Below are 19,790 nucleotides of genomic sequence, written 5' to 3'. Positions count from 1 at the left end.
CCCCTGAAATTCAGCTCCCTTCGCCAGCAAGGCGCCGCTCATGCTGGAACTTCCAGCGTACAAACAGCAGGCCGCTGACGAACAACCCCAGGCTCACCAGCACCTCGACCCAGCCAAACAGCGCTCGGGCTGGGTCGAACGCTGCCAGCACCCCTTTGATGAAATAGAGGTTCACCACGAAGCAGGTCCAGGCATGCGCCCGGGCACTGCCCTTCAGCATGCCCGGCAGCAGCAACAGCAGGGGAACCAGTTCGATGGCCAGAATCACCCCGACCCGCGCCCCGTGCAGGTTGGCGAAGAACAAATTGTTCACCGCCAACAGCGTGATCAGGCCAAGGAAAAACGCCAGGCTCAGCGCCCGCGTCAAGCGCAGGCGAGGCTCCAGCCAGGCCAGTGGCGGCAGAACCTTGGGTTTTTTAGCCACGCGCGGCCTCCAGGGCCTTGGCAGTGGTCGCCAGGCGTTGGCCAAGGGCTCGGCACAGGGCGATCTCGTGCTCGTCCAGTTCGCGCTTGCCATCGGCACCGGCATGGTGGCTGGCGCCATATGGCGTGCCGCCTCCGCGGGTCTCGAGCAGCGCCGACTCACTGTAGGGCAGGCCCATCACCAGCATGCCGTGGTGCATCAGCGGCAGCATCATCGACAACAGTGTGGTTTCCTGGCCGCCATGCAGGCTGGCGGTGGAGGTGAACACGCCGGCCGGTTTGCCGACCAGTTCTCCGCCCAGCCACAGGCTGCTGGTGCCGTCGAGGAAGTACTTCAGCGGTGCGGCCATGTTGCCGAAACGGGTCGGGCTGCCCAGCACCAGGCCGGCGCAATGGCGCAGATCGTCCAGGGTGGCGTACAGTGCGCCGCTGGCCGGGATGTCTGGGGCCACAGCCTCGCATTCGGTGGAGATCGCCGGTACGGTGCGCAGGCGCGCCTCCATGCCGGCCATTTCGACACCGCGCGCGACATGTCGGGCCATCTCGCTGGTCGAGCCATGACGGCTGTAATACAGCACCAGAACGTAGGGTTCACTCACGGCAGAATCTCCAGGACTTTCTCGGGTGGCCGGCCGACCACGGCCTTGTCACCGGCGACCAGAATCGGGCGCTCGATCAATTTCGGGTGCTGGACCATCGCGTCGATCAACTGGGCATCGGTGAGTGCCTGGTTGGCCAGGTCAAGGGCCTTGTACTCCTCCTCGCCAGTACGCAGCAATTGGCGCGGGGCGATGCCCAGCTTGCCCAGCAGTGCCTTGAGGGTAGCGGCATCCGGCGGTGTTTCCAGGTAGCGAACGATGGTTGGCGCGAAGCCTCGTGCTTCGAGCAGTTCCAAGGCGCCGCGGGATTTTGAGCAGCGCGGGTTATGATAGAGCGTCAAGTCAGTCATGTTGGTTCGCATCCAGCGGGGTGTGGCAGCTATTCTAACCGCAGCGACTGACCCATTTGCTTGAAACTTCGAGAAGGATTGACCCATGGCAAGGCGTTTGGCAGCAGTACTGGCCATCACCGCGAGCCTGTTGCTCGGTGGTTGCGGTGCCGACTACGGCGTGGACCAAAATGGCAAGATGGTGAAGGCCGAGCAGATCGACGGGCACTGGGTGGTGCTCAATTACTGGGCGGAGTGGTGTGGTCCGTGCCGGACCGAAATTCCAGAGCTCAACGCCGCGGCCAAGCAATGGGCGAGCGAGGGTATCAAGGTGGTGGGCGTCAACTTCGATGGCTTGCAGGGGCAGGACCTGAAGCAGGCCGCCGAGACGCTCGGCATCGCTTTCACCGTGCTGGCCCAGGACCCAGCCGAACGTTATGACCTGCCGCGTAGCGAGGCGTTGCCGGTGACCTACATCATCGACGACAAGGGCAAGGTGCGTGAGCAATTGATGGGCGAGCAGACCCTCGAAGGGTTGCAGGCCAAGATCAAGGCGCTCAAGGGCGCTTGATGCAGGCCAGTGCCCGCCCTATCGCCGGTTGGCTGGCGATAGGGCGGGTGTTGCCATCAACCTTCCTCAGGCCAGAAACGCAGCGGCTTGCCCTCGGCCGGCCAGAAACGCATCTGTTCGATGGGCGATACATCCCAGCGTTGCACCGTCTCCAGAGCCTGCAGGAAACGTTTTTCCTGCTCCATCAATGCGGGCGCGCATAGTTTGCGGGTCTTGCCGACCTTGCCAAAGCGCAGTTGCTGGCCATCGAGGGTATAGGGTGCGAACCAGTGGTTGCAGCCTGCGTTGCCATAGGCACGGCCGTCGCTGGCCAAGGTCAGGGTCAGGTGGCTGTAGTCGATCAGCGGGCGTTCACCGATCCACTCCAGCACATAACTGCGCTCCTGCTGCAGCTGCGAAGGTTCGGTGGCACAGCCGAGCAGGCCGGTGGCAATCAGCGCGCCGGTCAGCAGATTCTTCACTCGGCGCTCTCCTGGCAACGCGGGCACAGGTGCTTGTCGCCACGGCTGGCCCAACCCAGCTCTGCGATGCGGGCGCTGGCCGCCGGTTGACGGGCTTTCTTGCCCAGCTTGGCGTCCACGGCGAACTCGAAGTCCAGCACGGCGTCGCAGTGATCGCAGGCGACCTGCCAAGTGAGGATCTCCAGCTCATTGAACACCGGGCCGCTGGCCACGGCGACCCATTGGCCGCGCGGATTGATCAGGTGGCGCACGCTTTCCACGGTCAGGCGCATGGACAGGTCCTTGCTGCCTTTGAGGGTGACCAGCAGAACGTCATCCTTGTGCATCGAACCGCCGTTGCCAGTGACCTGGTAACGGCCCGGCACCAGGGCGCGGCATTCGATCAGGGTGTGTTGCGGATTGAAAAGGGTGTAGCGGAAATCGTGTTCGACCATGGGTCCTCCAGAAATGCCGCGTATCCTAGCATCAACCCGAGACCAGATTCTGCGGATTGCCTGCCGCCCAGCGGATGATATTTTCCAGGGTGGTCGCGGCGATGGCGTCCAGCGCCTCGCGGGTCAGAAACGCCTGGTGCGCGGTGACGATCACGTTAGGGAAGGTCAGCAAGCGTGCCAGCACATCGTCCTGCAGCGGCTGGTCGGAACGGTCTTCGAAGAACAGCTGTGCTTCCTCTTCATAGACATCAAGCCCCAGGTAGCCAAGCTGGCCGCGCTTGAGTGCGTCGATCAGCGCAGGGGTGTCGACCAGGGCGCCGCGACCGGTGTTGATCAGCATCGCGCCGGGTTGCAGTTGGGCGAGGCTTTGGGCATTGATCAGGTGTTTGGTTTGCTCCGTCAGCGGGCAGTGAAGGCTGATGATTCGCGCTTGTTTCAACAGATCGGGCAGCGCCATGTAGCGTGCGCCCAGAGCCTGCAGTTCGGGATTGGGGAAAGGGTCGTAGGCCAGCAGTTGGCAACCGAACCCGGCCATGATGCGGGCAAAGGCGGTGCCGATCTGTCCGGTGCCCACCACGCCGACGGTCTTGCCGTACAGGTCGAAGCCAGTCAGGCCATGCAGGGTGAAATCGCCTTCGCGGGTGCGGTTGTAGGCCCGGTGCAGGCGGCGGTTGAGCGCCAATACCAGGGCCACGGCATGCTCGGCCACGGCGTGTGGTGAATAGGCCGGTACCCTCACCACGGTCAGGCCCAGGCGTTGGGCGGCGGTCAGGTCGACATGGTTGTAGCCAGCCGAACGCAGGGCGATCAGGCGGGTGCCGCCAGCGGCCAGGCGCTCCAGTACCCGCGCGTCGAGTTCGTCGTTGATGAAGGCACAGACCACTTCGAAACCTTGTGCGAGCGGGGCGGTGTCGAGGGTCAGTCGGGCAGATTGGAAGTTCAGGTCCAGGGCCGTTTCAGCGGCGGCCTGGGTGAAGCTTTCCTGGTCGTAGTGCTGGCTGCTGAACAACAGTGCGCGCATGGTTGGCGTCCTTTGTGAGCGTTTGCTTGGTTTCTCGGGTGTTGGGTAGATTGAGCGCCGCCCACGCGGCGCATCGCGAGCAAGGCTCGCTCCTACGTTTGTTTAGGGCCAATTATGTCTGTGCCGGACGCGCGCGACCGCCTGGTTTGTACAATCCGAAAACGGTCGCGCGCAAAGCCCACAGGATTCATTGGCCTGAAATAAACGTAGGAGCGAGCCTTGCTCGCGATGCGCCGCGTGGGCGGCGCTCGCTCTCAAAAACGCCACAACCCCGTCGCCAAACCCCATCCCCGAACCACTCAGGCGCTGAGCCGCGCCTGGGCCGCCAGGCGGATGATCGCCCCATCCAGCTCGTCCAATGCCTGCTCCGCCTGTGGGTGGTCCTGCTTGAGCAGGGTCTCGCTGCGCTGGCACGCCGCCCGCAACTGCGGCACCCCGCAATAGCGCGAGGCGCCGTTGAGCCGGTGCACCTGTTCGATCAGCGCCAACTGATCCTCGGCCTCTCGCGCCGCGCGGATCGCTTCGCGGTCGTCTTCCAGCGAGGCTAGCAACATTGCCAGCATGTCGGCGGCAAGGTCGGGCTTGCCAGCCGCCAGGCGCAAACCTTCCTCGGGGTCCAGCACCGGCAGCTCCCGGTTCTCGTCCTGTGGCTCGTCCGGCCGCTCCCGCGGTGGTGTGCCCAGGCTCATGCCGGTCCACTTCATCACCACCTGGGCCAATTGGCGTTCGCTGATCGGCTTGGTCAGGTAGTCGTCCATGCCGCTGTGCAACAGGGCGCGCTTTTCGTTGGCCATGGCGTGGGCGGTGAGGGCGACGATGGGCAGCGGGTTGCCGCTCTGGGTGTTTTCCCACAGGCGGATCTGTTCGGTACAGGCGCGACCGTCCATGCCAGGCATCTGCACGTCCATCAGCACCAGGTCGAACGGTTCGGTCTGCACGGCCTGCACCGCGGTATAACCGTTGTCCACCGCCAGCACCTCGGCGCCAAGGCCTTCGAGCAGGGTTTTCACCAACAGCAGGTTGGCTGCGTTGTCGTCGACGCACAGGATTTTCGGCTGGCGATGGCCATTGCCCGCTGCTGTTTCACTCTGCGGGCGACGTGGCTGCACCAGCTCCAGCAGCAGCCGTCGCAGCTTGCGCGTGCAGGTTGGCTTGGACAGCAACTGGCCGTGGCCATTGGGCAGGTACGGGTGGTACAGCGCCTGCTCGGTGGTGGGGCACAGCACAACGCACTGGCACTGACAGCGCTCGAACGCTTGATGGTAATGGCCCAACTGCTCTGGCGAGAGGTTGCCCAGGTTGGCACCCAGCACGGCGAACTCGAATGGCTGGCCCGCCTGGTGGGCGGCCTGTACACCTTGCAACAACTGGTCGTAGGTGGCGAACAGGCTGACGCTCAATCCGCAATCTTCCAGCTGGTGCTCAAGCGCTTGGCGGGCCAGTTCGTGGCTGTCGACAATGGCGGCCCGGCGTCCCAGCAGCGGTTGCAGCGGCCGCTCTTCCATGTCGTCGTGGGCCTTGGGCAGGCTCAGGCTGATCCAGAATTGCGAGCCCTCGCCCGGAGTGCTGTCGACACCGATCTCGCCGCCCATCTGCTCGATCAGGCGCTTGGAAATCACCAGCCCAAGGCCGGTGCCTCCGGGTTGGCGTGCCAACGAGTTGTCGGCCTGGCTGAAGGCCTGAAACAGCGTGCGCACATCTTGCGGTGACAGGCCGATGCCGGTGTCCTGCACGCTGATGCGCAGTTGCGCGCTGTCCTCGTGCTCGTCCTCAAGCATGGCGCGTACGACGATGGTACCTTCGCGGGTGAACTTGATCGCATTGCTTACCAGATTGGTCAGAATCTGCTTGAGCCGCAGCGGGTCGCCGATCAGCGAGGTGGGCGTATCGCGGTAGATCAGGCTGAGCAGTTCGAGCTGCTTGGCATGGGCCGCCGGAGCGAGGATGGTCAACGTGTCCTGGACCAGGTCGCGCAGGTTGAAAGGAATGCTGTCGAGCACCAGCTTGCCAGCCTCGATCTTGGAGAAGTCGAGGATCTCGTTGATGATACCCAGCAGGTTGTCGGCTGATTTTTCGATGGTGCCCAGGTAATCCAGCTGGCGCGGGGACAGTTCACTCTTTTGCAACAGGTGGGTGAAACCGAGGATACCGTTGAGCGGCGTGCGGATTTCGTGGCTCATGTTGGCCAGGAACTCGGACTTGATGCGGCTGGCTTCGAGTGCTTCCTTGCGGGCCATGTCCAGCTCGATGTTCTGGATCTCGATGGTCTCGAGGTTCTGGCGCACGTCTTCGGTGGCCTGGTCGATGCTGTGCTGCAGTTCTTCGTGGGCGCTGTGCAGGGTCTCGGCCATGCGGTTGATGCCGTGCGCCAGCTCGTCCAGCTCGTGGCTGCCCATCGCCGGCAGGCGTTCGTCCAGGTGGCCGTCCTTGAGTTGGTTGACCGCATGCTTGATGCGCTCGATCGGGTTGTTGATGGTGCGGCTCATGCGCATCGCCAGCAGGCCGCTCAGGGCCAGGCAGGCGAGGATCAACAGCAGGCTGGTGAACAGGTTACGATAGCCGCGCAACAGGGTGCCGTCATGGGACAGCTCGATCTCGACCCAGCCCAGCAGGCGCTCGGCTTCGGCGGGCACGGCATCGGTGGCCAGGTCGCGGTGATGGCCGAATACTGGCATCAGGTAGCGGGTGGCGTCATTGCCGCTGCGTTGCAACAACTGGGTGCCAGTGCCACCGCTGGGCGCCTGATTGAGCATGCTTGGCCCAGCATGAGCCAGGCGCGTGCGGTCCGGAGCCAGGAACGCCACGGCCCGTACATCGGCTTGTTCCAGTGTCTGGGCAGCGATCCGTTCCAGTTGCGCAGGCGTGTCTCTGGCCAACGCTGGCGCGGCCAGCGGTGCCAGTTGTTCGGCGATCATCTTGCCGCGCTGGAGCAACTGGGAGCGCAACTCACTTTGCTGCAGCCAGGTGAAATAACTGCCCAGCACCAGGGCCATCAGGCTGGCGGGCAACAAGGCCAGCAGCAAGACCCGGCTTCTGATTCCCAAACGATCGAGCACACTTGCCTCCTGTCATGTGCCTGCATGCCGTCCCCAGAGGGACGGACCAAGGCGAAAAGTTACTCTGCCTGCCCGATGAATGCACTCATTAGCTTGGCTTTTCGTGCGCCGGCGCAGCGCGTTGGTCGTTGTTCGGTTGCCTTGCGGGGAGTCGATGCTCAATAATCGTCTAATTGAGAATGCATGACAGTTGCCAATGAATCCCGAAGCTATTCAATCATCCAGCATCCTCGCCATCGAGGATGACCCGGTATTAGGCGCCTACCTGCATGAAGAGCTGCAGCGCGGCGGCTTTCAGGTGACCTGGTGCCGTAACGGGCTGGAAGGTCTGGAAACTGCGGGTCGCCAGGCCTTCGACGTGGTGCTGATGGACATCCTGCTACCTGGGCTCAACGGTCTGGAAGCCTTGGCCCAGTTGCGCCGGCGCAGCACCACGCCGGTCATCCTGATGTCGGCACTGGGGGCCGAAGCCGACCGCATCAGCGGTTTTCAGCGCGGTGCCGACGACTACCTGCCCAAACCCTTCAGCATGGCCGAGCTACAGGTGCGCATCGAGGCGATCCTGCGCCGCGTGGCCCTGGAGCGTCGTCACCCGCCGCGCCAGGAGATGGCCGGAAGCGGGCTGCAGTTCGACGATAGCCGTAGCGATGTCAGCCTGGGCGGTCAGTGGGCCGGGCTTACCCCAAGTGAATACCGCCTGCTCGACCTGCTCAATCGCAACCAGGACGAGGTGCTCAGCAAGCCTTTCCTTTATCAGCAAGTGCTGCAGCGCGGTTACTCGCGCCATGACCGCAGCCTGGACATGCACGTGAGCCAGATCCGCCGCAAGCTCAAGGGCATTGGTTACCTGGAACGGCAAATTCGCACGGTCTGGGGCAAGGGATACGTGCTCAGCGTCGGTGAGATGGACTGAGCCATGCTCGACCGCCATTCGCTGTTCTGGAAGCTGGTCATCCTGTTGGTGGGTTTCTGTTTACTGATGATTGGCCTGAGCTACACCTGGGGCCGTCACATGGAAACCCAGAACGCGTTTCTCTCAGAGCCCGCCCGCCAAACGCTGCGTGGTTATGCGTCGGAAGCCGAGCAGGCCTGGCGAAGCGCAGGCCGTGCCGGGCTGGACCTTTGGGTGGCGCAGATGCGGCAACGTGAGCAAGGTTGGATTGGCGTGCTCGACACGCGCCTGCAACCGCTGGACAGCGCCACCCTGACCCCCGATATCATGCAGCGCCTGACCCGCTTGCGCGGCGTCGACTGGCCCATGAGCCGGCGCAGTGTCGACCAGCCCTGGTTGCGCATCCCATTCCCCGGCGCGCCCGAGCAGGGCATGCTGGTGATCGAGCTGCCGGAGCGGCTGAACCCTGGCAAGTACCGCTTGCTGTGGCAGGTCGTGACCAACGGCATCATGCCTGGTCTGTTCACCCTGCTGTTGTGCGTGGGGCTTTATCGCATGCTGATCGTGCCGTTGAACCAGCTGCGCGAGCAGGCCAATGCCTGGCGCGCGGACCAGCTTGCGGCACGCCTGGACCCCCGCACCATCGCCCGTCACGATGAACTGGGCGAGCTGGCCCGTGCGTTCGACCAGATGGCCGAGCGCCTGCAAGGCACGGTGGCCTTGCAGCAACAGTTGCTGCGCGACCTGTCCCATGAAATGCGCACGCCACTGAGCCGCTTGCGGGTGGCTTGCGACGGTGAAACCGACCTGCAGCGCCTGCGGGAACGATTGGGGCGCGAAGTGGACTGCATGCAGCAGCTGGTCGAGGACACCCTGCAATTGGCCTGGCAGGACGCCGAGCGTGCCCCGATGAACCTGGAGCCGATCGAGGTTCAGGCACTGTGGGACCTGCTGGTGGAAAACGCTTGCTATGAAAGCGGTTGGGCCGCCGCCCGGATGCATTGCGAACTGCCCCGCAGTTGCTGGGTTCAGGGCAACCTCAATCATTTGGCCCAGGCCCTGGAAAACATGCTGCGCAATGCCATCCGCCACTCGCCGGAAAACGGCCAGGTGCGCCTGGGTGGCCAGCGCGAAGGCGGTCATTGGCGGCTGTGGCTGGAAGACGACGGCGGTGGTGTTGCCGAACAGGATCTGGAACGGATCTTCGCGCCGTTTTCCCGGCTCGAGGGTTCCCGGCCCGGCGATGGCGGGTTCGGCCTGGGGTTGAGCATCGCCCGCAGTGCGATCCAGCGCCAGGGCGGCACTTTGTGGGCCGAGAACGGCAAGCGCGGGCTCAGGCTGTGCATGCGTTTGCCGGTGCAGGCGACAACCCCATCCCGACGGCTGGCGGAGTCGCATTGACCTCAATCCTCGTGCAGGGGCCGGCTTGCCGGCGATGAGGTCGAAACCGTCAGATGACCGTTGTTCCCACGGTGATCATGCTGACAGGTATAGAATGCCCCTACGGGTGAGCGGGTTCACCCGCGAAGCAATGCTGGGGTTATAGCTTGTAGCTATACCGACTACAGATTGCGTGATATGGCCAAGCCGGGTTTGCCGGTATGATAGGCGCCCCTGCCGTCCGGACTGTGAAATACGCCATGACCTTGCAGTACCCAACCATCGCCGATTGCGTCGGCAATACGCCTCTGGTTCGCCTGCAGCGCATCGCTGGCGAAACCAGCAATACCCTCCTGCTCAAGCTCGAAGGCAACAATCCCGCTGGCTCGGTCAAGGACCGTCCGGCCCTGTCGATGATCACCCGCGCCGAACTGCGCGGCCAGATCAAGCCAGGCGACACGCTGATCGAGGCGACCTCGGGCAACACCGGTATCGCCCTGGCCATGGCGGCAGCCATCAAGGGTTACAAGATGATCCTGATCATGCCGGACAATTCCACCGCCGAGCGCAAGGCCGCGATGACCGCCTATGGCGCCGAGCTGATCCTGGTGAGCAAGGAGGAGGGCATGGAAGGTGCCCGCGACCTCGCCGAGAAATTGCAGGCCGAAGGCCGCGGCCTGGTCCTGGACCAATTCGCCAACGGCGACAACCCTATCGCCCACTACACCAGCACCGGTCCGGAAATCTGGCAGCAGACCCAAGGCACCATCACCCATTTCGTCAGTTCGATGGGCACCACCGGTACCATCATGGGCTGCTCGCAGTACCTCAAGGAACAGAATCCGGCGGTGCAGATCATCGGTCTGCAACCGATGGAAGGTTCCGCCATTCCAGGCATTCGCCGCTGGCCTGAGGAGTACCTGCCGAAGATCTTCGATGCGACCCGCGTCGACCGTGTGGTGGACATGTCCCAGCAAGAAGCCGAGGAAACCACCCGCCGCCTTGCCCGTGAAGAGGGCATTTTCTGCGGCGTGTCATCCGGTGGTGCGGTCGCGGCCATGCTGCGCCTGTCCCGTGAGCTGGAAAACGCGGTGATGGTGGCGATCATCTGTGACCGCGGTGACCGTTACCTGTCCACCGGCCTGTTCGACGCAACCTGATGTCCAAGAAAAAAAGCAACAGCGGCCTGCGCTTCCAGCCGGCCGGCGGCAACCGTACCCCACAGGTTCCCGTGGGCAAGAAGCAGCGTCTGGACATCGAGCGCCTGGCCGGTGACGGCCGTGGCATCGCTTTCCATGACGGGCGGACCTGGTTCGTCAGTGGCGCCCTGGCCGGGGAAGCGGTCGAAGCGCGGGTACTCAATGCCCGCGGCAAGGTGGTCGAAGCACGTCTTGAACGTGTGCTGCAGGCCAGCCCGGAACGCCGGCAGGCGCCGTGCCGCCATTACGCACGCTGCGGTGGCTGCAACCTGCAACACCTGCCCCATGAGGCGCAGTTGGCGCTCAAGCAGCGCACCCTGGCCGAACAACTGCAACGGGTGGCCGGCGTGCAGCCCGAGCAATGGGCCGCGCCGCTGAGCGGACCGGAATTCGGCTACCGCCGTCGTGCGCGGGTGGCCGTGCGCTGGGACGTCAAGACGCGCCAGCTGGAAGTCGGATTCCGCGCCGAAGCCAGCCAGGACATCGTCGCCATCGACGACTGTGCGGTGCTGGTACAGCCTTTGCAGTCCATTGTGCGCCACCTGCCGACCGTACTGCGGTCGTTGAGCAAACCCCAGGCCATTGGCCATGTGGAGTTGTTCAGTGGCACCGCCGAGGCGCTGCTGGTACGCCATGTGGCACCGTTGCCAGCCGACGACCTGAGCCGTTTGCAGGCGTTCTGCGATGAGGCCAAGGCGCAGCTGTGGCTGCAGGGCGAAGGCGAGCCGGCGCCGGTGGAGGCCGCTACGACACTGGGGTTCGTTCTTGAGCCATGGCAGCTCGAGCTTGCCTGGCGGCCGGGGGACTTCGTGCAGGTCAATGCCCAGGTCAATACGGCGATGATCGAGCAGGCACTGGCCTGGCTGGCGCCGCAAGCTGACGAGCGGGTGCTTGACCTGTTCTGTGGCCTGGGCAACTTCGCCTTGCCACTGGCTCGGCAGGCGCGGGAAGTGGTGGCAGTGGAAGGTGTACAGGCCATGGTCGATCGGGCCGAGGCCAATGCCCGGAACAACAATGTGCATAACGCACGGTTTTTTCAGGCCGATTTATCGCAGCCTTTGGCAGGCGCCGGATGGGCCGCCGAAGGCTTTTCTGCGGTACTCTTGGATCCACCGCGTGACGGTGCCTACGAGGTCGTGCAAGACATCGCACGCCTCAAGGCACGGCGGCTGGTCTATGTTTCGTGCAATCCGGCCACGTTGGCGCGAGACGCCCAGGTGCTGGTCGGCCAGGGGTACCGGTTAAAAAGGGCCGGGATTCTCGACATGTTTCCTCAGACGGCGCATGTCGAGGCCATGGCGTTATTCGAAGTGGGTTAGCCAAGCTGGCCCCTTGGTGCGGCTTCCATGGAGTGGAAGGCGTACGGTGATAGCCAGTGCACCCGCGAGGTGCGCTGTATGGAAAGGTAGAAAAAAGATGGTACAGGTGAGAGTGCACCAGCCGGTCAACACTGACGGCAGTATCAATCTCGAAGCATGGCTGGATCATGTGGTGAGCGTCGATTCGGCGTTGGATCGCGTGGCGCTCAAGGAGGCCTGCGAGTTCGCCCAGGAAATCGAGAAGAAGGGCAACCCGGCCAAGCATTCCTGGGCCGACGGTACGTCCAGCTTCCAGGCCGGCCTGGAAATTGCCGAAATCCTTGCGGACCTCAAACTCGACCAGGACTCCCTGGTGGCGGCGGTCATCTACCGCTCGGTGCGTGAAGGCAAGGTTACCTTGGCCGAAGTCGGCCAGCGTTTTGGCCCGGTGGTGTCCAAGCTGATCGACGGTGTGTTGCGCATGGCGGCCATCAGCGCCAGCCTCAGCCCGCGCCAGTCGCTGGTGCTCGGCTCCCAGGCGCAGGTCGAGAACCTGCGCAAGATGCTAGTGGCCATGGTCGATGATGTGCGCGTGGCCCTGATCAAGCTGGCCGAGCGTACGTGCGCCATTCGTGCGGTGAAGTCCGCCGACGACGAAAAACGCCTGCGCGTGGCGCGTGAGGTGTTCGACATCTACGCACCGCTGGCACATCGCCTGGGTATCGGTCACATCAAGTGGGAGCTGGAGGACCTATCCTTCCGTTACCTCGAGCCCGACCAGTACAAGCAGATTGCCAAGCTCCTGCACGAGCGCCGGCTGGACCGCGAGCGCTTCATCAGCGACGTGATGAACCAACTGCAGAACGAGCTGCTCGCCACCGGCGTGAAGGCCGACATCAGCGGCCGGGCAAAACACATCTATTCGATCTGGCGCAAGATGCAGCGCAAGGGGCTGGAGTTCAGCCAGATCTACGACGTGCGCGCCGTGCGGGTGCTGGTACCGGAAGTTCGCGACTGCTACACCGCGCTGGGTATCGTCCATACCTTGTGGCGGCATATTCCCAAAGAGTTCGACGATTACATCGCCAACCCCAAGGAGAACGGCTACCGCTCGTTGCACACGGCGGTGATCGGCCCAGAAGGCAAGGTGCTGGAGGTACAGATCCGTACCCACGGCATGCACGAAGAAGCCGAGCTTGGGGTCTGCGCCCACTGGCGGTACAAGGGCACCGACGTCAAGTCCAGCTCCAACCATTACGAGGAGAAGATTTCCTGGCTGCGCCAGGTGCTCGAGTGGCATGAGGAGCTGGGCGACATCGGCGGCCTGGCCGAACAGCTGCGTGTCGACATCGAACCCGACCGGGTCTATGTATTCACCCCCGACGGCCACGCCATCGACCTGCCCAAGGGCGCCACGCCGCTGGACTTCGCCTACCGGGTGCACACCGAGATCGGTCATAACTGCCGTGGCGCCAAGATCAACGGCCGCATCGTGCCGCTCAACTACAGCCTGCAAACCGGCGAGCAGGTCGAGATCATCACCAGCAAGCATGGCAACCCAAGCCGTGACTGGTTGAACTCCAACCTGGGTTATGTGACCACTTCGCGGGCGCGGGCCAAGATCGTGCACTGGTTCAAGCTCCAGGCGCGGGACCAGAACGTGGCGGCGGGCAAGACCTTGCTCGAACGCGAGCTCAGTCGTCTGGGTCTGCCTCAGGTGGATTTCGAGCGCCTGGCCGAGAAGACCAACGTCAAGACTGCCGAAGACATGTTTGCCGCCCTTGGGGCCGGCGACCTGCGTCTGGCCCATTTGGTCAACGCTGCCCAGCAGTTGCTCGAACCCGAGCGCATCGAACAGATCGACCTGGTTTCGCGCAAGCCCGCTACCCGCAGTGGCAAGCGTGGCGACATCCAGATCCAGGGTGTCGGCAACCTGCTCACGCAGATGGCCGGGTGCTGCCAACCGCTGCCGGGCGATGCCATTGTCGGCTACATCACCCAGGGGCGTGGTGTGACCATCCACCGTCAGGACTGCGCGTCGGTGCTGCAGCTGGCCGGCCGTGAGCCGGAGCGGATGATCCAGGTCAGCTGGGGACCGATACCGGTGCAGACCTACCCGGTCGATATCGTCATCCGTGCCTACGACCGTCCGGGCCTGCTGCGGGATGTGTCGCAGGTGCTGCTCAACGAGAAGATCAACGTACTGGCGGTCAACACCCGCTCGAACAAGGAAGACAACACCGCATTGATGTCGCTGACCATCGAGATTCCTGGGTTGGATGCCCTGGGTCGCCTGTTGGGGCGGATCTCGCAGTTGCCGAACATCATCGAAACGCGGCGTAATCGAACCCCGTGAGACTCGAAGCAGGGGCCGCCATGCGGTCCCTTGCCGGCGACACGGCGCCTGCAGCCTTGGCGCTGCAGTTGTAGGCGCTGGCTTGCCAGCGATCGGGGCTTCGCCTGCGGCCAGGAAAACACCAATGACCTATACCCTCGACGACCTGCTGCACCTCATGGCCCGCCTGCGCGATCCGCAATACGGCTGCCCGTGGGACCTGAAGCAGAACTACGCCAGTATCGTCCCGCACACCCTCGAAGAGGCCTATGAAGTCGCCGACACCATCGAGCGAGGCGATTTCGAGCACCTGCAGGGCGAGCTGGGCGACCTGCTGTTCCAGGTGGTCTATTACAGCCAGCTGGCACGGGAGGAGGGGCGTTTCGAGTTCGATGGCGTGGTCGATGCCATCACCCGTAAGCTGATCCGCCGCCACCCCCACGTATTTCCCACCGGTGAGCTGTATGCGCCACTGGACACTCCCAGCCTGAGCGAGGCCCAGGTCAAGTCGCGCTGGGAGGAGATAAAGGCCGAGGAGCGCGCTGAAAAGAGCGAGCCGGAACAGTTGTCGTTGCTCGACGATGTGCCGGCTGCATTGCCAGCGTTGTCGCGGGCCGCCAAACTGCAGAAGCGTGCGGCCACCGTCGGTTTCGACTGGCCTGACGCCTTGCCGGTGCTGGACAAGGTCCGCGAGGAGCTGGATGAAGTCTTGCAGGCGATGGCTGACGGCGATGGCCAGGCCCTGGAGGACGAAGTCGGCGACCTGTTGTTCGCTGCCGTCAACCTGGCGCGCCACCTCAAGCAAGACCCGGAGAATGCCCTGCGTCGTGCCAACCGCAAGTTCGAGCGGCGTTTTCGCTTCATCGAGCAGGCATTGCGCGACAGTGGCCGGCCGATCGAAGATTGTAACCTTGATGAGTTGGACGCCCTGTGGGGCGAGGCCAAACGTCAGGAAAAGAACCTGCCCAGCTGCGGCTGAGCGGCTGCATAAGTGAGTGAACATCCATGAGTCTTTCCCTTCGCGATCAATTGCTCAAGGCCGGTCTGGTCAACCAGAAACAGGTCTCGCAGGCCAACAAGGCCGAAAAGAAACAAAAACGCCTGGAGCACAAGGGCCAGGTCGAAGTCGATGACAGCCAGCAGCGCATGGCCAAGGAAGCGATGGCCGAAAAAGCCAAGCGTGACCAGGAGCTGAACCGTCAACAGCAGGAAAAGGCCGAGCAAAAAGCCCGGGCCGCGCAGATCAAGCAGTTGATCGAAGCCACGCGCCTGCCCAAGCTCAACAGCGAGGACTACTACAACTTCGTCGACGATAAGAAGGTCAAGCGCATTGCCGTCAACGCCTTGATGCGCAGCAAGCTGAGCAATGGCTCGCTGGCGATCGTGTCGTTCGGCGGTGGTTACGAGGTGATCCCGCGGGAAGCGGCGGTGAAGATTCAGGAGCGCGATCCTGGCCGCATCCTGTTGCTGAACACCCACGTTGAGGAAGCGGACGAAGACGATCCGTACGCCGCCTACAAGATCCCTGACGATCTGATGTGGTAAACGAGAAACCCCGCCTTGGCGGGGTTTCTTTTTGAAGACCCTGTCATTGTGTGGGACGCTGGTTCTCGAGGTTTTCCAGTTCTGCACGATATTGATGGGCTTCGTGTTCATGGTGGAACATGCCAACCAGTTGGCCTTGCTGATACACGTCCCAGATCCGCACACCGGCGGCCAGGCCTTCGTGGGACATTTTCGATTCGTCGCGTTCGGTTACTTGGACTGTCATCGGTAAACTCCACTTTTCAGTTAGCTGCGGCACTGTGTCGCAGGCCTCCTTTATAGAGTTTGTTAGCAGGCTAAGTAAATAAAACGGGCGTGAAACAAGTTTCATGTAGCACGAAGGATCCCCGCACGCATGAAAAAGCCCCGCACGCAGGCGGGGCTTGAGGTGCTGCTCGCGATGGTGAATCAGTTACCCTTCACCGACTTGCCATCGACCGTGCCATCTTGCAGCACGATCACGTACTCCTTGCCATCGGTCTCGACTTGACGCAGTTGTACCAACAGGTAGTCCCAGTCCTTGGCGAACCACAGCTCGGTGATGCGCTTGCTCTGGCTCGGGTCGCGCACGCGCTCGACTTTCACCGCCTCGACCTGGCCGGTCTTGGTGGTGACTTTCTCGGTGCCCAGGACGCGGAAGTCGTAGGTGTCGATCTCGTCACCATCGACCACCTGGTAGGTCATGCTTTTCTTGCCGGCAGCCACATCATGCTGCAGGGCCAGCTGATAGGACGATTTGTCCAGCACGCCGCGGTTGAGCGGCAGGCTGATCGCATCGCCACGGTCGCTACCGGTGACTTTCTTGCTGTTCCAGTCGAACGTCAGGTCGACTTTCTTGGCCTTGCCCAGGCCGCCGCGTTCGAAGTGGTACTTCTGTGGTAGCAGGGTGTCGTTTTCCTGGCGCAGGGTGCTTTGCTCGGTCAGGCTGGCGATCATCATGGAGGCCTTGAAGTTAAGGTCCCAGGTACCGTTGGCATTTTTGACCAGACTGCGCTCGGCGGTGCCGCTCATAGGCAGTTGTTTCCAGTCTGCGGTGTAGCTTGCCGAGAACGGCTTCAGATCAGCTGCCTGGAGGGGCAGGGCGAGCACGGCGAGAGCCAAGAGCAGGGCGCGACGCATAAAATCTCCTAGGGTCGAATCAAGTGACCGCTGGCCGGCAGCGGCTGGCCATCCAGTAACGCACCCTGATCGCCCAGGCGCAAGCGACCTTCGGCGAACCAGTGCACCGCTAGCGGGTAGATCTGGTGTTCCTGGTGGTGAACCCGTTGGGCCAACGTCTCGACGGAGTCGTCGGAGGCAACCGGGACCACAGCCTGTACGACCAGAGGGCCGCCATCGAGTTCCTCGGTGACGAAGTGTACGCTGCAGCCATGCTCCGCGTCGCCTGCCTCCAGCGCCCGTTGGTGAGTGTGCAGGCCCTTGTACTTGGGCAGCAACGACGGGTGGATGTTGAGCAGGCGTCCCTGGTAGTGGCGCACGAAATCACCACTGAGGATGCGCATGAAGCCGGCCAGAACCACCAGGTCGGGTGCAAAGCTGTCGATGCGCGCCATCAGCGCCGCATCGAAGGCTTCACGGCCGTCGAAGCCCTTGTGGTCCAGTACCGCGGTGTCGATGCCAGCCGCCGCTGCGCGTTGCAGGCCGTAGGCATCGGCACGGTTGGAAATCACCGCGCCGATGCGTACCGGGCTGCCGTCGATGCGGCTGCTGTCGATCAGGGCTTGCAGGTTGCTGCCGGAGCCCGACAGCAGTACCACGACATTGCAGGTCTTGCTCGGCATCAGTGTGCCTTGAGGTTCTGCAGCTCGACCTGGGCAGCGCCTTCGGCGGCTTCGGCGATTTTGCCGATTACCCAAGGTTGCTCGCCGGCCTTGCGCAGGACGTTCAGGGCATTCTCGACCTGGTCCTGAGCCACGCAGATGACCATGCCGACGCCGCAGTTCAGCACGCGGTGCATTTCGTGCTCATCGACGTTGCCTTTTTCCTGCAGGAAGTCGAACACTGCCGGACGCTGCCAGCTGGCCACGTCGATCACGGCCTGGGCGTTAGCCGGCAGTACGCGTGGGATGTTGTCCAGCAGGCCGCCGCCGGTGATGTGGGCCATGGCCTTGACCGCGCCGGTTTCCTTGATCAGCTGCAGCAGCGGCTTGACGTAGATGCGGGTCGGGGCCATCAGCAGGTCGGCCAGTGGCTTGCCGTCGAGCTGGGTGTTTTCGATGTCGGTGCCGGAGACTTCGAGGATCTTGCGGATCAGCGAGTAGCCGTTGGAGTGCGGGCCGGAGGACGGCAGGGCGATCAGCGCATCGCCAGTGGCGACCTTGGAGCCGTCGATGATTTCGGCTTTTTCCACCACGCCCACGCAGAAGCCGGCCAGGTCGTAGTCTTCGCCTTCGTACATGCCGGGCATTTCAGCGGTTTCGCCGCCGACCAGCGAGCAGCCGGCCAGTTCGCAGCCGGCGCCGATGCCGGTGACCACGGTGGCGGCCACGTCGACGTTGAGCTTGCCGGTGGCATAGTAGTCGAGGAAGAACAGCGGTTCGGCGCCGCAGACCACCAGGTCGTTCACGCACATGGCGACCAGGTCCTGGCCGATGCTGTCGTGCTTGTTCAGGTTCAGCGCCAGGCGCAGTTTGGTGCCGACGCCATCGGTGCCGGAGACCAGAACCGGTTGCTTGTAACCGGCCGGGATCTCGCAGAGGGCGCCGAAGCCGCCCAGGCCACCCATGACTTCAGGACGTGCGGTGCGCTTGGCGACGCCCTTGATGCGTTCGACCAGTGCTTCGCCGGCGTCGATGTCTACACCGGCGTCTTTGTAGCTCAGGGAGGGTTGCTTGCTCATTGATCCAGGCCTTTAGGAGGGAGGGATTCTTAAAAACGACCGTGACGGCCAAGGCCGGCGAGCGTGCGGCGGCTACCTGAAACGTCAGTGGTCTGTGAAGGCGCGCGATTTTATCAGGGTTGCCCGGCAGCGGCCATCCTCAGGCCGACGGGCAGGGCCCTAATCCATGAAAAAACATCCTTTCATGGTCTGCGACTGGTTGCCAGGCGGGGCGCTGTATAAGGTATAGAAACGCCGTCGAGGTGAAACGGGCCGCACACAGGGAGCATTTGTCGCCCTGTCGCGGTCACAGCCAGCACCCAAACTGACCCGGTGCCCCGTCATCTGGTCTTCTGGACAGGAATCCTCCATGCGTTCTTTCAATTTTCTGGCAGCCGGTTGCCTTGCGTTGGCCAGCGCCATCGTGCAGGCCGAGACCGTTTCCGGGCTTTACCAGGTGCGTGAGCCCATCGAAGGGCAGGGCGCCGAAGCCCGCGCCCAGGCCACCGGCAAAGCCTTGGACACCCTGGTATTGCGCCTGACCGGCGACCCCAAGGCCGCGCAGAGTCCGGCGCTGGCCGGACTGCGCAAAGACCCGCAGCAAATCATCAACCAGGTCGCTACCGAGGCTGGCCCGCCCGAGTCGGTGCTGGTCGAGTTCGACCCCGGCAGTACCGAGCGCGCCCTGCGTCAGGCAGGTCTGGCCTTGTGGGGCAACAATCGCCCGTCGATCCTCGGTTGGTGGCTGAACGAAAGTGCCGAGGGCAGTAGTCTGGTCGGCGATGGCCAGTCCAGCGCGCAGCCTTTGCGTCGAGCTGCCCAGCACCGCGGGCTGCCGCTGCGCCTGCCGTTGGCCGACTTGCAGGAGCAACTGGTGGCCAACGGCAAGCAGTTGGAGGGCAAGGACCCGGCGCCCCTGCGCGAGGTCTCCGAGCGTTACGGCGCCGATGCCTTGCTGGCGGTGCACGCCCAGGAGGCCGACGGCAAGTGGCAGGGCAAATGGCAGCTATGGCTGGGTGACAAGCGCGAGCAAGGCAACGCCGAAGGCGCCGATCAGGCGGCCTTGGCCGATGCGGTCATGCTTGCAGTGAGCAACCGGTTGGCGCCGCGTTACGTGACCCGGCCGGGTGCCAGCGGTGCCTTGCAGGTCCAGGTGCAGGGCATGAACCTGCAGCGCTACGCTGAACTCAGTCGCGTGCTCGAGCCGTTCGGCCCGCGTCTGCAACTGGCCGATGGCAAGACGCTCACCTACCAGGTCACCGGCAACCCGGATCAACTGCGCGCCCAGCTGGGCTTGGCCAAGCTGCAGGAAGTGCCGGCCGACCCCGTACCGGCCACCCCCACAGCACCCGCGCCAGGGGCTGCCCCGGCGGCTGAGCAACCTGCTGCCCCCAAGCCGTTCGATGGCTTGCGTTTTCGTTGGTAAGGA

20 protein-coding genes are annotated in these 19,790 nt (G+C 63.4%); 9 read left to right on the top strand and 11 right to left on the bottom strand.

Annotation, left to right across the window (positions count from 1 at the left end; translation table 11 throughout):
• Nucleotides 1–10 precede the first annotated feature (10 nt).
• The 3 genes from C4Q26_RS05655 to arsC are packed head-to-tail and all read right to left on the bottom strand — an operon-like array spanning nt 11 to nt 1,372.
• Entirely contained in the window at nt 11–424 is a 414-nt protein-coding gene (locus tag C4Q26_RS05655; RefSeq protein WP_023379138.1) for a DUF2069 domain-containing protein, read from the bottom strand.
• Nucleotides 417–1,022 carry an NAD(P)H:quinone oxidoreductase gene (wrbA, locus tag C4Q26_RS05650; protein ID WP_023379139.1) on the bottom strand — a complete coding sequence of 202 codons (606 nt, stop codon included), beginning with the start codon at nt 1,020–1,022 and terminating at the stop codon, nt 417–419. Before wrbA ends, C4Q26_RS05655 begins: the two co-directional genes overlap by 8 nt.
• Complete coding sequence (arsC, locus tag C4Q26_RS05645) at nt 1,019–1,372, bottom strand: arsenate reductase (glutaredoxin) (RefSeq protein ID WP_023379141.1); 354 nt, start codon at nt 1,370–1,372, stop codon at nt 1,019–1,021. The genes wrbA and arsC overlap by 4 nt, the downstream gene beginning before the upstream one ends.
• 85 nt (nt 1,373–1,457) lie before the next feature.
• On the opposite strand from arsC, the gene C4Q26_RS05640 reads away from it, so the two are divergent.
• On the top strand, nt 1,458–1,922 hold the full coding sequence (locus C4Q26_RS05640; RefSeq protein WP_023379143.1) for a TlpA disulfide reductase family protein: 465 nt from the start codon (nt 1,458–1,460) through the stop codon (nt 1,920–1,922).
• Between the two features lie 56 nt (nt 1,923–1,978).
• Here the strand turns inward: C4Q26_RS05640 and C4Q26_RS05635 are convergent, their stop codons facing one another.
• The 4 genes from C4Q26_RS05635 to C4Q26_RS05620 all read right to left on the bottom strand — a co-directional run bounded on the left by C4Q26_RS05635 (nt 1,979) and on the right by C4Q26_RS05620 (nt 6,894).
• Nucleotides 1,979–2,383 carry an META domain-containing protein gene (locus tag C4Q26_RS05635; RefSeq protein ID WP_023379145.1) on the bottom strand — a complete coding sequence of 135 codons (405 nt, stop codon included), beginning with the start codon at nt 2,381–2,383 and terminating at the stop codon, nt 1,979–1,981.
• A complete protein-coding gene (locus tag C4Q26_RS05630) occupies nt 2,380–2,817 on the bottom strand; it encodes a hypothetical protein (protein WP_023379147.1) in 438 nt (145 codons plus the stop codon). The genes C4Q26_RS05635 and C4Q26_RS05630 overlap by 4 nt, the downstream gene beginning before the upstream one ends.
• A 31-nt stretch (nt 2,818–2,848) precedes the next feature.
• The gene (locus C4Q26_RS05625; protein ID WP_027906905.1) at nt 2,849–3,838 is read right to left on the bottom strand and encodes a 2-hydroxyacid dehydrogenase; all 990 of its coding nucleotides are present in this window, start codon (nt 3,836–3,838) and stop codon (nt 2,849–2,851) included.
• 299 nt (nt 3,839–4,137) lie between these two features.
• Complete coding sequence (locus tag C4Q26_RS05620) at nt 4,138–6,894, bottom strand: response regulator (protein WP_041925442.1); 2,757 nt, start codon at nt 6,892–6,894, stop codon at nt 4,138–4,140.
• Between the two features lie 196 nt (nt 6,895–7,090).
• On the opposite strand from C4Q26_RS05620, the gene C4Q26_RS05615 reads away from it, so the two are divergent.
• The 7 genes from C4Q26_RS05615 (at nt 7,091) to C4Q26_RS05585 (ending at nt 15,543) form a co-directional block, all read left to right on the top strand.
• Complete coding sequence (locus C4Q26_RS05615) at nt 7,091–7,807, top strand: response regulator transcription factor (protein WP_023379152.1); 717 nt, start codon at nt 7,091–7,093, stop codon at nt 7,805–7,807.
• A 3-nt stretch (nt 7,808–7,810) separates the two neighbouring features.
• Nucleotides 7,811–9,187, top strand: coding sequence for a sensor histidine kinase (locus tag C4Q26_RS05610; RefSeq protein ID WP_023379153.1), 1,377 nt, complete (start codon nt 7,811–7,813; stop codon nt 9,185–9,187).
• Between the two features lie 239 nt (nt 9,188–9,426).
• Entirely contained in the window at nt 9,427–10,326 is a 900-nt protein-coding gene (gene cysM / locus C4Q26_RS05605; RefSeq protein ID WP_027906902.1) for a cysteine synthase CysM, read from the top strand.
• The gene (gene rlmD, locus C4Q26_RS05600) at nt 10,326–11,684 is read left to right on the top strand and encodes a 23S rRNA (uracil(1939)-C(5))-methyltransferase RlmD (RefSeq protein WP_104882871.1); all 1,359 of its coding nucleotides are present in this window, start codon (nt 10,326–10,328) and stop codon (nt 11,682–11,684) included. Before cysM ends, rlmD begins: the two co-directional genes overlap by 1 nt.
• Nucleotides 11,685–11,781: 97 nt before the next feature.
• A complete protein-coding gene (relA, locus tag C4Q26_RS05595; protein WP_023379156.1) occupies nt 11,782–14,019 on the top strand; it encodes a GTP diphosphokinase in 2,238 nt (745 codons plus the stop codon).
• A gap of 124 nt (nt 14,020–14,143) precedes the next feature.
• Nucleotides 14,144–14,977, top strand: a complete 834-nt coding sequence (gene mazG, locus C4Q26_RS05590) for a nucleoside triphosphate pyrophosphohydrolase (RefSeq protein ID WP_023379157.1) — start codon at nt 14,144–14,146, stop codon at nt 14,975–14,977.
• 26 nt (nt 14,978–15,003) lie between these two features.
• Entirely contained in the window at nt 15,004–15,543 is a 540-nt protein-coding gene (locus C4Q26_RS05585; RefSeq protein WP_023379158.1) for a DUF2058 domain-containing protein, read from the top strand.
• Between the two features lie 43 nt (nt 15,544–15,586).
• Here the strand turns inward: C4Q26_RS05585 and C4Q26_RS05580 are convergent, their stop codons facing one another.
• The 4 genes from C4Q26_RS05580 to purM all read right to left on the bottom strand — a co-directional run bounded on the left by C4Q26_RS05580 (nt 15,587) and on the right by purM (nt 18,382).
• Complete coding sequence (locus tag C4Q26_RS05580; protein WP_023379159.1) at nt 15,587–15,769, bottom strand: hypothetical protein; 183 nt, start codon at nt 15,767–15,769, stop codon at nt 15,587–15,589.
• Between the two features lie 182 nt (nt 15,770–15,951).
• Nucleotides 15,952–16,662 (bottom strand): DUF3108 domain-containing protein, encoded by a 711-nt coding sequence (locus C4Q26_RS05575; RefSeq protein WP_023379160.1) that lies wholly within the window; start codon nt 16,660–16,662, stop codon nt 15,952–15,954.
• An 8-nt stretch (nt 16,663–16,670) separates the two neighbouring features.
• Nucleotides 16,671–17,324: a phosphoribosylglycinamide formyltransferase gene (purN, locus tag C4Q26_RS05570; RefSeq protein ID WP_027906900.1), complete on the bottom strand. Its 654-nt coding sequence runs from the start codon at nt 17,322–17,324 to the stop codon at nt 16,671–16,673.
• On the bottom strand, nt 17,324–18,382 hold the full coding sequence (purM, locus tag C4Q26_RS05565) for a phosphoribosylformylglycinamidine cyclo-ligase (protein WP_023379162.1): 1,059 nt from the start codon (nt 18,380–18,382) through the stop codon (nt 17,324–17,326). Before purM ends, purN begins: the two co-directional genes overlap by 1 nt.
• A gap of 349 nt (nt 18,383–18,731) precedes the next feature.
• On the opposite strand from purM, the gene C4Q26_RS05560 reads away from it, so the two are divergent.
• Nucleotides 18,732–19,787 (top strand): DUF2066 domain-containing protein, encoded by a 1,056-nt coding sequence (locus C4Q26_RS05560; protein WP_023379163.1) that lies wholly within the window; start codon nt 18,732–18,734, stop codon nt 19,785–19,787.
• Nucleotides 19,788–19,790 lie beyond the last annotated feature (3 nt).

This window comes from Pseudomonas sp. SWI44, assembly GCF_002947915.1.
GTDB lineage: Bacteria > Pseudomonadota > Gammaproteobacteria > Pseudomonadales > Pseudomonadaceae > Aquipseudomonas > Aquipseudomonas taiwanensis.
Note: the sequence above shows the minus strand (reverse complement) of the source record. Positions and strands in the feature narration are given on the sequence as shown.